15 protein-coding genes and 1 pseudogene are annotated in these 12,593 nt (G+C 33.9%); 11 read left to right on the top strand and 5 right to left on the bottom strand.

From position 1 onward, the window contains the following. Positions 1 to 103 precede the first annotated feature (103 nt). The gene (locus tag JOC75_RS15115) at positions 104 to 1,084 is read left to right on the top strand and encodes a metal-dependent hydrolase (RefSeq protein ID WP_204954841.1); all 981 of its coding nucleotides are present in this window, start codon (positions 104 to 106) and stop codon (positions 1,082 to 1,084) included. An 89-nt stretch (positions 1,085 to 1,173) separates the two neighbouring features. Here JOC75_RS15115 and JOC75_RS15110 read toward each other — a convergent pair whose 3' ends face one another. Further along, on the bottom strand, positions 1,174 to 1,443 hold the full coding sequence (locus JOC75_RS15110) for a YfhJ family protein (protein ID WP_204954840.1): 270 nt from the start codon (positions 1,441 to 1,443) through the stop codon (positions 1,174 to 1,176). A 111-nt stretch (positions 1,444 to 1,554) separates the two neighbouring features. On the opposite strand from JOC75_RS15110, the gene JOC75_RS15105 reads away from it, so the two are divergent. Beyond that, a complete protein-coding gene (locus JOC75_RS15105) occupies positions 1,555 to 1,719 on the top strand; it encodes a small, acid-soluble spore protein K (protein WP_204954839.1) in 165 nt (54 codons plus the stop codon). Positions 1,720 to 1,754: 35 nt separating this feature from the next. Continuing rightward, complete coding sequence (locus JOC75_RS15100; RefSeq protein WP_146950454.1) at positions 1,755 to 1,916, top strand: YpzG family protein; 162 nt, start codon at positions 1,755 to 1,757, stop codon at positions 1,914 to 1,916. 24 nt (positions 1,917 to 1,940) lie between these two features. On the opposite strand, the gene JOC75_RS15095 is transcribed toward JOC75_RS15100, so the two are convergent. Together JOC75_RS15095 and recX are read right to left on the bottom strand one after the other, a co-directional pair. Then, positions 1,941 to 2,273, bottom strand: a complete 333-nt coding sequence (locus tag JOC75_RS15095) for a YfhH family protein (RefSeq protein WP_146950453.1) — start codon at positions 2,271 to 2,273, stop codon at positions 1,941 to 1,943. A 13-nt stretch (positions 2,274 to 2,286) separates the two neighbouring features. Then, positions 2,287 to 3,090, bottom strand: a complete 804-nt coding sequence (gene recX / locus JOC75_RS15090; RefSeq protein WP_204954838.1) for a recombination regulator RecX — start codon at positions 3,088 to 3,090, stop codon at positions 2,287 to 2,289. A 202-nt stretch (positions 3,091 to 3,292) separates the two neighbouring features. Between recX and JOC75_RS15085 the strand changes: the two genes are divergently transcribed. From JOC75_RS15085 to JOC75_RS24010, 7 genes and pseudogenes are all read left to right on the top strand, one after another. After that, the gene (locus JOC75_RS15085) at positions 3,293 to 4,189 is read left to right on the top strand and encodes a TIGR01777 family oxidoreductase (RefSeq protein ID WP_204954837.1); all 897 of its coding nucleotides are present in this window, start codon (positions 3,293 to 3,295) and stop codon (positions 4,187 to 4,189) included. A 148-nt stretch (positions 4,190 to 4,337) separates the two neighbouring features. Beyond that, positions 4,338 to 5,465, top strand: coding sequence for an amidohydrolase family protein (locus tag JOC75_RS15080; protein WP_204954872.1), 1,128 nt, complete (start codon positions 4,338 to 4,340; stop codon positions 5,463 to 5,465). A 563-nt stretch (positions 5,466 to 6,028) separates the two neighbouring features. Next, the gene (locus JOC75_RS15075; protein ID WP_204954836.1) at positions 6,029 to 6,589 is read left to right on the top strand and encodes a GNAT family N-acetyltransferase; all 561 of its coding nucleotides are present in this window, start codon (positions 6,029 to 6,031) and stop codon (positions 6,587 to 6,589) included. A 175-nt stretch (positions 6,590 to 6,764) separates the two neighbouring features. After that, positions 6,765 to 6,893 (top strand): YfhE family protein, encoded by a 129-nt coding sequence (locus JOC75_RS15070; protein WP_146950449.1) that lies wholly within the window; start codon positions 6,765 to 6,767, stop codon positions 6,891 to 6,893. 78 nt (positions 6,894 to 6,971) lie between these two features. Next, on the top strand, positions 6,972 to 7,166 hold the full coding sequence (locus JOC75_RS15065) for a YfhD family protein (RefSeq protein ID WP_204954835.1): 195 nt from the start codon (positions 6,972 to 6,974) through the stop codon (positions 7,164 to 7,166). Positions 7,167 to 7,469: 303 nt separating this feature from the next. After that, positions 7,470 to 7,970, top strand: a pseudogene (locus JOC75_RS24015) (peptidoglycan recognition protein family protein); the annotation flags it as partial. Continuing rightward, a complete protein-coding gene (locus JOC75_RS24010) occupies positions 7,953 to 8,531 on the top strand; it encodes a peptidoglycan-binding domain-containing protein (RefSeq protein WP_239589508.1) in 579 nt (192 codons plus the stop codon). The pseudogene JOC75_RS24015 and the gene JOC75_RS24010, both read left to right, overlap by 18 nt. Positions 8,532 to 8,642: 111 nt before the next feature. Here the strand turns inward: JOC75_RS24010 and JOC75_RS15055 are convergent, their stop codons facing one another. Further along, positions 8,643 to 9,776, bottom strand: a complete 1,134-nt coding sequence (locus JOC75_RS15055; RefSeq protein WP_204954833.1) for a DEAD/DEAH box helicase — start codon at positions 9,774 to 9,776, stop codon at positions 8,643 to 8,645. Positions 9,777 to 10,597: 821 nt separating this feature from the next. Here JOC75_RS15055 and JOC75_RS15050 point away from each other — a divergent pair. Then, on the top strand, positions 10,598 to 10,795 hold the full coding sequence (locus JOC75_RS15050) for a hypothetical protein (RefSeq protein ID WP_204954832.1): 198 nt from the start codon (positions 10,598 to 10,600) through the stop codon (positions 10,793 to 10,795). A gap of 586 nt (positions 10,796 to 11,381) precedes the next feature. On the opposite strand, the gene JOC75_RS15045 is transcribed toward JOC75_RS15050, so the two are convergent. After that, entirely contained in the window at positions 11,382 to 12,578 is a 1,197-nt protein-coding gene (locus JOC75_RS15045; RefSeq protein WP_204954831.1) for a class I SAM-dependent rRNA methyltransferase, read from the bottom strand. Positions 12,579 to 12,593: the final 15 nt, after the last annotated feature.

The following is a 12,593-nucleotide window of genomic DNA, read 5'->3' as shown; positions in this document are numbered from 1 at the left end:
GCACATTGGACAATATTACCACATATAAATTCAAATGAACCTATTAGGGTTATCAAGTATAAGTACTAACTCCTTTTAGAGTAAATATGAGGAGGTTTATTGTTTGGATACTGGAACACATATCGTAATGGGAATCGCACTAGGAGGACTTGCCACACTTGATCCGGCTGTTGGTGTTGATAATCCTACAGCACAAGCCGTTATGATTGGTACAATTATCGGTTCACAAGCTCCTGATCTAGATACCATTTTAAAGCTTAGAAACAATGCAAAATACATTCGAAATCACAGAGGAATTACACATTCTATTCCTGCAATTTTTATATGGTCATTTTTAATCACTGGTTTACTGACAATTTTCATCCCAGAAAGTAACCTGCTGCATTTATGGCTATGGACTTTACTGGCAATTGTTCTTCATGTTTTTGTTGATATCTTTAATGCCTATGGAACTCAAGCTTTAAGGCCTTTTACAAAAAAGTGGATTGCTTTGGGCATTATTAATACATTCGATCCTTTTATCTTTTTCACACATATTGTCGGGATTATCATTTGGGTCTTAGGTGCTCATCCTGGATATACGTTTTTAAGTGTATATGCCGTGCTGATAGGATACTATGTGATTCGTTTCTCTATGCAACGGAATATTGTTAAGCAATTGCATGAGCAGCTAGATTCTATTGAAGAAGTAATTATTTCGCCCACCATGAGGTTTAGGCAATGGCATATAGCTGTTATGACAAAGGAACATTTTCATGTAGCAAGATCCGTTAATGAAAAGCTAATTTTTTTAGATGAATTTGACAGGGTCCCTGTTCCTCAGACAAATATTATAAAAGCTGCTGAAGAAGATGATAACATCTCTGCCTTTTTATCATTTTCACCTGTTTATAGGTGGGAAGTTGATGAATATACAGATCATTATGAAGTTCGATTTATCGATTTAAGATATCGCAGTAAAGGATATTATCCTTTTGTAGCAATTGCTCAATTAGATCAAGAATTGAACATTGTTAGTTCTTATACAGGCTGGATTTTCAGCGAGGAAAAACTTCGTAAAAAGCTGGAGCTTATTCCAGAATAAATGTAGGACCAGACGTTTTATGTCTGGTCGTTTTTGTGATTGCCTGTTGTTGATTTTCACCAGCAATTATTTATTAAACAAACATTTAATTAATCCTTCAAATAATCATCATTATTCAATAAATGGCTGTATTTAGGATTAGTAGCAATGAATTCATGAAGCTTATCACCGTAATGTGTGATGAGTTGACGAACAACCATTTCTGTCATTTCTTTTCCTTTATAAGTTCGACCGGCCTTTGCTTGAGTTGATTCAAAATCCTCCCATAGCAGCTCGACCCATGTTCGCGCTTGTGCATAAGAAAGTGTTTTATTTTTTTCTAACAATTCATTTGTTAATTGTTCAAAGTACATTTCCATTATTCTCACCTCTAGGTAGGATTAGCTACTTATAATTTTCCTCTGTAGCACTATACTATAAATACGCTTCAATTAATGAAGCTACCGAATGATGATTTGGAGGGGATTGCATTGCGTAACAAACAAACTGGATTTCCAAATATGAATAATAACAAGTTTGAAGGCGAGCCTAGAGCAAAAGCAGAATATGCTCCTAAAAGAGCGAACGGCACCATTAACACTCATCCACAAGAGCGAATGAGAGCTTCTGGAAGTCGTGAAAATCCTTACTCTTAACTTGCATTAACCAAACTTGCGGAGGTGCTATTGTAATGGGTACAAATAAGAAGAAGAAATTCTATGATAATTTGTATTCTAACGCATTTACTCAGCCTTGGGCTAATCCTAAACATTCTCATGCACAGGTGAATGGAGAAACCCAACAAACCCAAGATCTCATCATTCTTGAAAGACAAACAAGAAAACGCTCATAACCGAGAATTTGAAGACTGACAGTCCTATGACTTGTCAGTCTTCATTAACATTGAAATTGGTAAGGCTTCCTCAACCTCCGGAGTTGATATCCGAGATCCCCATGCAAAAATCCCATTCATATAACTAATTTTAAAAAACTCTCCAGGAGCACCTTCAACTTCATACGTTTCTTCAGGTTTATAATCCTTGGGATCTAATAGGTACGACTTAGCCATTGTAATTTTACGTTCAAGTACAGCAAATTCATTAATGATTCCTAATTGCTCAGCTTTTCTAGCTTTTTCTTTTAGAGTACCAATTTCAGTTTTTAATTCATACTCCGTCATTTCACTATATCTTTTTTGATTTGTTGTCATCCTTCATGTCCCCTTATGATTCAGCCTCTAAATATTTTTCAATTAATTCAATTGGAAATCCTTTTCGGTATAAAAATTGCTTCATCTTCATTTTATATTGATAGGGTTCTTCATTTTGATACTTTTTCTTTGCCTTTTCAGCATGCTTTTCAAGAGCAGACCATTCCTCTGATTCATCTTGTTCAAATTGCACTTCTTCTAATGCAATTGTAATAATCTGAAAGGAAAATCCCTTCCTTACTAAATGTTGCTCTATTTTTTGCTTTAATAGTACTGTTGATAACTTATTGTTTTTTTTCAAAACCTTTTCTGCATGTGAAATAGCTTCTTCTATTTGCGCATTCTCATTATATAATGATAGTGCTTGTTCAACAAAAGGCTGATCAATACCCTTTTCATAAAGCTCTCTCTTAATCACAGTAGGTCCTTTACCATTTGTTTGCCATTGTGTTCGAACATACGCAATCGCAAATTCAAGATCATCTACATATTTGTAATCCTTTAATTTTATGATCACTTCAGCAATAACCGAATCATTGTATTCCTTTTTGCTAAGAAATTCTCGTACTTCTTTAATAGACCGCATACGATAGCTTAAATATTCTAATGCTTTATTATAGGCTTTCTTTATCGAGTCTCCGTATTGTATTTCTATAATATCAAATTCATCAAGCTCTTTACCTTTTTGCAAATTGTATTTTATAAAAACGTCTTGATCTACACTAAAAGCATATTTTTCTCCACTTCCATCATCTAAGAAAATATTCAATCGATCATCCGTTTTTTTCTGTGCTGTAATTTTCGTAATAATTGCCAAATCAATCACCTTCTATAATATAACTAATTTTTAAACACATCGAAATGTGGATATTTCTACTATAAAGGGTATAAATGAAATAGATCTATTTTTGCATCTTTTTAGCAAAATAAAAGAAGACGAAAACTAAATATATTTCAACAATAATATAAATAACAGTTACAAAGCTACCCATTACTAGTAGAAAAGGAAGTGAATATTCATGAAAATTGCGATTACCGGTGGAACAGGTTTTGTTGGAAAACATTTAACTAATTATTATTTAAATAATGGTCATGATGTATATATTTTAACACGAAATGAAAAAACTTCTTCGCAAAAGAACCTACAATATGTTCAATGGCTTTCAAATGAAGCAAACCCTGCTTCATCTTTAGAAGGAATAGATGTCATGATTAACCTTGCAGGAAAATCAATAAATGATCGTTGGTCTGAGGATGCAAAAAAGGCAATTGTTGAAAGTAGAGTAAAAGCAACTAGAGAGGTTTATTCCATTATCTCTAAGCTAGAGAAAAAGCCCTCTGTCTTCATTAATGCAAGTGCAATAGGTGTCTATGGTACATCAAGAAACAAAACATTTACTGAGGATTCTACAGAAAGAGGAACAGATTTTCTAGCAGAGACAGTAAAGGTTTGGGAAAAGGAAGCATCTAAAGTTGAAGAACTAAATGTAAGAACCGTTTTTACTCGATTTGGGATCATTTTGGGTGAAGAAGGTGCATTACCAAAAATGCTTTTACCCTATAAATTATTTGCAGGAGGAAAATTAGGTTCTGGTGAGCAATGGGTGTCATGGATATCTATCGATGATCTTGTAAAGCTTATTGATTATGTCATCCAAAATGAAAAAATCACTGGTCCTGTAAATGCAACAGCTCCTAATCCAGTAAAAATGAACGAATTTGGTAAAACTATTGGTAATATCCTTAATAGACCTCATTGGCTACCAGCACCTGAGTTTGCTTTAAAAACAATATTAGGAGAAATGAGTATTTTGATCTTAGAAGGTCAAAAAGTATTACCTAAAAAATTAGAAAAACATCATTTTACCTTTACCTATCCTTATGTTGATGAAGCATTACGAAGCATTTTAAAGTGATCTTAAAAGATTGTTTTTATCTAAAATTTTAAAATATTGGTATCTTTTCATCTTAAAAGACAATATTAACTCTATTTATAACTTCTCTTTAGTCATATAGCAACAATACTTCAGAAAAGTACCTTGAAGAATGGAGCTCACTATGAATATAAAATCAACACTTTTTAAGCAAGCTACAGTTTATCCTGTAACCTCAGCAGTTAAGTATGAAACAGATGTTTTAGTTGAAAACGGCATAATTATTGATATAGGGAAGAATCTACAAACAACTAAAGAAGTAGACATTATACAATGTCAAAACCAATACCTATTTCCTGGATTTATCGATGTTCACACACATTTAGGTTTATATGATGAAGGCACTGGATGGGCTGGTAATGACGCAAATGAAACGATAGAACCACTAACACCCCATATAAGAGCATTAGATGGGGTTCACCCTCTTGATCCTGCTTTTACGGATGCCATAAAATATGGAATTACAACTGCTCATGTTATGCCAGGAAGCGCAAATGTAATTGGTGGTACAACTTCAGTTATTAAAACTTACGGAATAAATATTGAGAACATGATTGTACAAGAAACAGCAGGATTAAAAATTGCATTAGGTGAAAACCCAAAACGAATGCATAGCCAAGGAAACAAAGATTCCATAACAAGAATGGGTATCATGGGAATGCTACGTGAAGCTTTTTACAAAGCAAAATATTGTGATGAAACAGAGGATTTCCGCTCTATATCAATTAAGAAAGCATTGCGCCGTGAGATACCTGTGAGAATTCATGCTCACCGTGCTGATGATATTATGAGTGCGATTCGATTTGCAGAGGAATTTGACCTTGATTACCGAATAGAGCATTGTACTGAAGGTCATTTAATCGCTGATGAACTTAAAGAAAAACATGCTAAAGTGTGTGTTGGTCCTACCCTCACAAGAAAATCGAAAATTGAATTAAAAAATAAGAGCTGGTCAACCTATCAAGCACTTTCTGATAAAGGTGTAGAGGTTTCAATCACAACAGATCATCCATATACTCCTATTCAATATTTAAATATTTGTGCCTCTATTGCTGTAAGAGAAGGATTTGATGAACAAAAAGCACTAGAAGGAATCACCATTACAGCAGCACGTAATCTAAGAATTGATGATATTCTCGGCAGTATAGAAATAGGCAAATCTGCAGATTTAGTAGTTTGGAATCACCATCCTTTTCATTACTTATCAAAACCTCTTATAACGATGATAGATGGAAACATCGTATATAAAAATTGTTAGAATACACTGAAAATATTATTTCAATATTACTTCTCACTTGAATTCATTACTGTGTGATACTATTCCTAATTAAAGCATTAAACCGTTATCCTTATAAACTTTTTTTAATAAAAAAATTTACCAAATACAAAAAAAGCCTTGTAGAATAACAACTATATTAAGATAAATATTTTTTTTTTGTAAATCGACAAAAAAGGAGTATCTTTTTCATTTAAATTGACGTATTATACTCCAAGGAGCGATAAGAAAAAGAAAAAAGAGCAGGTGCTTTGATCAACCCAGACAGGTTTAAGACTACAGAAAAACAAAGGTGCTCTTCACCTGTAATGCTGTATGACTTGTAGTTTTTTTGGGGTATATCAACACGATACTGCTTTTGCTTTTGATTTTTCTTATCTACAAAACTTTTAGTAATGGGAAGGCAAATGGTGCGCCACCATCTTAACTGGTTCTAGTGGGTTCGATTCCCACCCCGAAATTTTTTAAACGCAAATCAATATAAAAAAATTTCGAGGGTGGGTAGACCATAACACGTGGAGTCTGCCCTCATTGGAGGGATCCAAATGCTAAAAAAACGTGATGTACATGATAGTCATGCACTTTATGATCACATGGTTCACCCTGATGTCTTTCCATTTGTGCGCCACAAAGCAAATTCATTTGAAGAATATTTATTTTTAACAAAACAAACGGTTGAGGCCGAAGAACGTGGTGAATTGATATCACGTACCATTTTAGACGAATGGGGCTCTCCAATTGGTACAATTAGTCTTTTTGATATTCAAGATAATGCTGGATTTTTAGGAACATGGATCGGCAAACCATATCATGGAAAAGGCTATAATAAATCGGCAAAAGATGCATTCTTTCATGAGCTTTTTTACGAATTGGATATCGAAACAATCTTCTTACGTATTCGCAAGAAAAATGTTCGATCAACTAAGGCTGCTGAAAAACTGCCATACGTTGTAAATGCAAATGAAACTAGAGCTAATTTACTTGAGCAGATTAATAATGGGGAAGATTTATTTAACTTATTTGAAATATCGAAAGATTTATATACATTTTACACATACCAGCAAACATCTGAAGTTGATGAACATCAACATCTTAAAGAAGCATAACGATAATGTTAGCCAAGAGAGCTTCTTAAACTCTCTTGGCTTTTTAGTATCTACCATAACGACCTATTCTGAAAATAACGATATCTAGTCATCACACGCTTTTCATATATGGTATGAACTATCACTTATTTGTCCACAATAAGGAAGAATACTTTATTATGAGAGGATGTTTAAAATGGCTGTAGATCGAAAAAAGCGTGATAAGTCAAAAAGTACTCTTTCTAGTATGCAAGAAGTAACATATTCAAGAGAATTCCAAAAAGCTGATCGTGCCGGTGGATACATAAGTAAATCTAAACATTAACTTCCAACATGAAAAGTATGAAAAAAAGCCATCCTAATGATTGAACATTATGTTCAACATTCAAAGGGGGCTTTTTTCATGGGTAGAGGACATCAGCATAACCATAAAGCACGAGATAAAAATTCAACTACTTTACCACAAACACCAAAAAATCTTAAAAAAGATGGTATTGATGAGGAATTTTCTAGAGAATTAGCTGATCAGGACGATATTGAGGCTCAAGCAAGAGCAAAAGCAGCTGATCAACGTCAAAAAACAAATAGAAATTTATAATGGTCACATGGAAAAAGGGTGAATTTTCACTCTTTTTCCACAGCTGTGGATAAAAACAAGAAATATTGTGGATAACATTTATAACAATCTGTGGATTTTGTGGATATGTCTGTTGGTATCTTAATAAATCAACATAATTTTTTCCACAGCTATTGTTAATAAAAAGCTATAAAAATTACATAAACCTGTTAATATTGTGGATAAAATAGATTCACGCCTTTTTGATACACATAATAACTTCTGGCCTCATATACTTAAATGGAACAACTTTGTCAAAATTGTATATGACAGGAGTGAAAATAAATGGCTTATGAGATCACTCGAGATTATATTCGCACTGGCAATTCTAGACCAGGTATAAATATAGGAACAGTTCGGTTTATAGTTAGCCATGATACAGGTAATCCGGGTTCAACAGCATATGGAAATCGTAACTATTTTGATACACAGCAACCTTCTGCCTCTGCACACACCTTTATTGATGATAATTATATTTTAGAAATCATTCCATTAAATGAAATAGCCTACCATGTACGTTCAAATGTTCCAGGAGATAATAGGCGTTATGGAGCAAATGCAAATGACGCTGCAATCGGTGTGGAATTATGTCATGGAGGAGGCATTAATTTTCAGTTAGCTTATGATCGCTATGTATGGTATCATGCCTACCTATGTGACAGATTTAACTTAAATCCTACTTCAGATATAATTGCCCATGCTACTCTTGATCCATCAAGAAGAACAGATCCAATCGGTATATTAAGAAGTAATGGAATATCTTGGTCAATGTTTATAGATGATGTAGTCGAAGAATTACAAGATTTTTCTGGAGAAGTTGATGAAGACACACCATCAAACCCTACACCTTCTCGACCTCAAAGACCTCCCGCAAGCTCAAGATTACCAATAGGTGAAGGTGATTCAGGCTCATTTGTCAGAGATGTACAGCAGCAACTAATTGATGCAGGCTATGGCTTACCTCGGTATGGAGCAGATGGAATTTTTGGAGAAGAAACAGAAAATGCTGTAATGAGATTCCAAAGAAATTATAACCTAGCTGTAGATGGTCTAGTTGGACCAGTAACACTTTCTAAGCTACAGGAAGTGTTACAACAAAAAGTATCAGCACCTGATTTCCCATTACCCAATGGTATTTTAAAACGCGGTGATCAAGGAAATGCTGTTAAACAAGTTCAAAGAGCTTTAAATCGAATTAATTTTAAACCAGGTGCCATTGACGGTATTTATGGTCCTAATACCGAAGATGCAGTTCGAAGATTTCAATCAATGTATGCAGCATTAGCTGATGATGGAATATACGGCCCAAACACAAGACGTTATATTAGAATGGAATTAAATGAGTAATTTTCACGTATAACCTTTCATTAGAAAACATATAGTAATATTACAGCAAAGAATTAACATCAAGAATTAAACAAGAGGATCTCTCATATTTTGAGTGATCCTCTTGTTTTTTTATTCCTCTATTACAAGCTCTCCTCTGTATAGCTGAGCCTTTTTGAGTGTTATATTTATTTCCTTCGCAATCTTCTTTAATTCTCTTACTTCTCTTTCTGTAACAATAGAAATGACTGTGCCCTCATTCCCTTGTCTTCCTGTTCGACCTGAACGATGCACATATTGATCACTATTTAATGAAAGATCATAGTGAATTACATGTGTAAGCCCAGCAATATCTAACCCCCTAGCAGCAACATCTGTTGAAAGCAATAACCCTTGTTTATCTGTTCTCAAGCTCTTCAGTGCTGCTTCTCTCTTCTCTTTACTTGTATCACTATGTAATAGATGAAGATCAACACCTTTAAACTCTAATTTCTCTGCAAGAACATCAAGATTACCAATATCTTTAACAAATCCTAAAGCCTTCATTGGGATATTCTTCACTAATCTCTCTAGCATTGATAGCTTTTCTCTCTGTTCACATACAACATAGGTATGATCTACTTTTCCTACTGGCACTTCATCAAGACCTATCTTAACTATTTCCAGGTTACTCTTCATAAAGTCTCTAGCTTTTGATTCTGTACTTTCATTTAATGTTGCAGAAAACAAAACAACCTGTCTCTCATTTAATGTTGTTTTGATGATTTCTTTCAATGTGTTCTTATGTTCTGCAGCTAATAGTTGGTCTCCTTCATCTAATACTAATGCTTGTACAGCATGCATTTTTAGCTTTTTCATTTTTATTAATTCTTGTAATCTTCCAGGAGTACCAACAATAATTTGCGGGCTTTTTTTCAGCTTTTCTACCTGACGTTTAATATTCGCACCCCCAATAAATGAAGCACTTGTTAACCCACTACCTTCAGACCATTTCTTTATCTCATCAAAGATTTGCATAACAAGCTCTCTTGATGGAGCCAAAATTACAACTTGTGCTGATTTTTTATTTTCATCAATCCTATTAAGTAATGGTAGAACATATGCTAATGTTTTCCCAGTTCCAGTAGGAGATTCTGCAATAACATCCTTTCCCTCTAAAATTGGTGGTATTGCTTTAACTTGAATAGCTGTAGGTGCTTCGAACGTAGCTTTCTTCCAATTATCCTGAATAAATGGTTTTAATTCTTGCAAAAAATTCTGTGTCATAATTATTCTCCTTTTGCTCTGTTTACTTTAATATAGTAAAACCTTAATGGTGTTTGCAGAGACACCCAATCACCAGAGGAAATGATATGTAGAAATGTATTTGTTTTATAAAAAATTATTTTTAACTAAAACAGCCATTATTATGAGGCATAATATAAAAGTCATCACTTATAGTACAGCTTTATAACAATAAAGGCAAAGATATTTTCTATTAATCGTGAACTGTTCTCTTAAGCGTTAACCTAAATCTCTTTTTTATAACAAATAATGACCTCTCCAACTTATGTTTCGCCATATTTCCCCAGAAATAATTTCCTTTCAACAATTACTGATAAGCAAAAAAAATCATAAAAAACTGCAAATAAAACTTTATTATTTTTTTTATAAAAAAGCTATGTTAAAGCTTAATGTTGATTTTCAACACTTTGTTGATTGGAGTGAAAGGCATGAGACTCCTGCTTAGAGAAGCGTGTCAAAGGGAGACCCCACAGGCGCTTGCGCCGAGGAGGATCCCGGACCGCCCGCGGAAAGCGAATGCCTGTAACGGAAATCAACAACAAAGTTTAAGAGCATATAAAAAAGATGTTTACTCCATTTAAAAACAGGGTAATACCACCATTAGCACACACAAAAACATTAATGTATGCGGTTATTTTCACATTTAACTTCCTCTTAATTTAGGAGATTTTTTAATAAAGAAACAAAACAACAGTCTAAAAACGTGCTATATACCTAGAAGAAAAAGATGGTGCAGTTCGGAATTTATTTTATTACACCTGTAGCAGCAGGTAGAAAAATATAGAGATAAGGTGGGAGAATAAATGGTTAGACACATCCAAGTAAAAAAATTAAACGAGATTAACGGTGAATTATCAACAATTTCAAGTGAATGTGAACGTGCCTTTTCAGCATGGATCAAAGATCGAAGCAATAATAAATTATTTAAAGAATACCGTGAGCTACTCAGTAAACGCGATCGAGTGATAAAAGAATACAAATCTTGTATTGTTGTTAACTAAACTTTTGATGCGGTGTTAAATTTGTTTTTATCATATTAAGAAAAGTCTCTAAGAAATATCCGTGAGTACTTTTGACATTTCTCCTTAAAAAAGCTCTCATTGTAGGAAAATTTTTGTTAATGATGGTCTAATTAAATTTAATGATATATTAAGGCATGAATTCATTTAGGAATTCATGCTTTTTATATGTTTTCTGTAATTGAAATTGGATCACTTTGATGGTTAAAGGATCGTTTATACAACCAATGATGATGACTGATTTGTCTGATGAAGACCTTTATTGTTGTGTGTGGTTTTTCTTTTGTCCTTCATTCGCTCGATGACGACTTTTACAGCTGTGGATGTGCCTGCTTTTGTCCTTACGTTCCCGGGCCTTGTACACACCGCCCGTCACACCACGAGAGTTTGTAACACCCGAAGTCGGTGGGGTAACCGTAAGGAGCCAGCCGCCTAAGGTGGGACAGATGATGAGTACCTTTACGCCAGTATACACGCCTTATTATGGCTGTCATCTCCTTATTAATCCACTCTAAAAACACCACAACAAAAAAGATCAGCTCTCATTATCAAGAGACTGATCCCCTATTTATCCTTCTTTCTTAATAAATACAACCTTTAAATAATTACCCTCTTTAAAATCTTTAGAAGTTTTAAAGTCCTTTGGTAAACTATATTCTTCTAGAATTGTATATTTCTCTTTAGATTCTTTAAAAGCTTTATCAATAAAGCTTTTAAATTTGTTCATACCGAATGTGCTACAGTTAGTTGAAGCAATAATAACACCGTTTTTATTTGTAATTGCGATGGCTTGCTTTAATAAATCAGGATAGTCTTTTCCGGCACTAAATGTATGTTTTTTTGAACGAGCAAAGCTTGGAGGATCTAATATTACCATATCGAATGCTAGCTGCTTTTTTACAGCGTATTTAAAATAATGAAATACATCTTCTACGATAATATCTTGTGCTTCATAATCAATATCATTGATACTGAATTGTTCAATTGTTTTTGACTTGCTTCGATTAGCAAGATCAACACTTGTTGTTTTAGTTGCTCCACCTAGTGCTGCCGCAACAGAAAATGCTCCTGTATATGAAAAGGTATTTAGCACACTTTTTCCATTGGCGTATTTATCACGAATCGTTTTACGTACATCCTTTTGATCAAGGAAGACTCCAACCATTGCGCCTTCATTTAAATAAACTGCAAATTTGATACCATTTTCCTTCACAATCAACGGAAAGCTTGCTCGCTCTCCTGCTACAAAATCGTCATCTTCTATATATGTACCTTTGCTATCAAAGCGCTTTTTTTCATAAATGCCCTTTATCTCAGTCACATTATTTAATGACTGAATTATTTCATCCTTGAAATTGTATATCCCTTCACTATACCAACTTATCACATAGTAACCATCATAATAATCAATTGTTAACCCACCAACACCGTCTCCCTCTCCGTTAAAAACTCGGAATGCCGTTGTATCGGGATCTTCGAATAGAGAGTTTCTTGCAGATAGTGCGAGCTTAATCTTGTCTTCGAAAAACGCTTGATCAATGACTTCGTTAGGATTAAAGCTTAGTACCCAGCCTCTGCCTTTATTTTGGACTCCATAATAACCTTTTGCAAGAAAGCTTCCTTTTTCATCAACTAAATCAATAATACTTCCCTCTACCTTTAAAACATTAGGATTTTGGATTGCTTCATTATTAATAAGTGGATAACCTGATCTGAAATATTTAACAAAATCTTTTTTCACTTGAACTTGAGCTTCTTTACTCATTTCTTCACACCAATT

The sequence above is a fragment of the Metabacillus crassostreae genome (assembly GCF_016908395.1).
GTDB classification, from domain to species: Bacteria; Bacillota; Bacilli; order Bacillales; family Bacillaceae; genus Metabacillus; species Metabacillus crassostreae.
This window is presented reverse-complemented; position numbering and strand designations above follow the sequence as displayed.

Excerpts from the sequence above, each read along its gene's own strand:
- JOC75_RS15110 (WP_204954840.1), bottom strand. The coding sequence starts at position 1,443 with ATGGAAATGTACTTTGAACAATTAACAAATGAATTGTTAGAAAAAAAT.
- JOC75_RS15065 (WP_204954835.1), top strand. The coding sequence starts at position 6,972 with ATGGGTAGAGGACATCAGCATAACCATAAAGCACGAGATAAAAATTCA.
- JOC75_RS24010 (WP_239589508.1), top strand. The coding sequence starts at position 7,953 with ATGTTTATAGATGATGTAGTCGAAGAATTACAAGATTTTTCTGGAGAA.
- JOC75_RS15070 (WP_146950449.1), top strand. The coding sequence starts at position 6,765 with ATGGCTGTAGATCGAAAAAAGCGTGATAAGTCAAAAAGTACTCTTTCT.
- JOC75_RS15095 (WP_146950453.1), bottom strand. The coding sequence starts at position 2,273 with ATGACAACAAATCAAAAAAGATATAGTGAAATGACGGAGTATGAATTA.
- JOC75_RS15055 (WP_204954833.1), bottom strand. The coding sequence starts at position 9,776 with ATGACACAGAATTTTTTGCAAGAATTAAAACCATTTATTCAGGATAAT.
- JOC75_RS15075 (WP_204954836.1), top strand. The coding sequence starts at position 6,029 with ATGCTAAAAAAACGTGATGTACATGATAGTCATGCACTTTATGATCAC.
- JOC75_RS15045 (WP_204954831.1), bottom strand. The coding sequence starts at position 12,578 with ATGAGTAAAGAAGCTCAAGTTCAAGTGAAAAAAGATTTTGTTAAATAT.
- JOC75_RS15050 (WP_204954832.1), top strand. The coding sequence starts at position 10,598 with ATGGTTAGACACATCCAAGTAAAAAAATTAAACGAGATTAACGGTGAA.
- JOC75_RS15085 (WP_204954837.1), top strand. The coding sequence starts at position 3,293 with ATGAAAATTGCGATTACCGGTGGAACAGGTTTTGTTGGAAAACATTTA.
- JOC75_RS15100 (WP_146950454.1), top strand. The coding sequence starts at position 1,755 with ATGGGTACAAATAAGAAGAAGAAATTCTATGATAATTTGTATTCTAAC.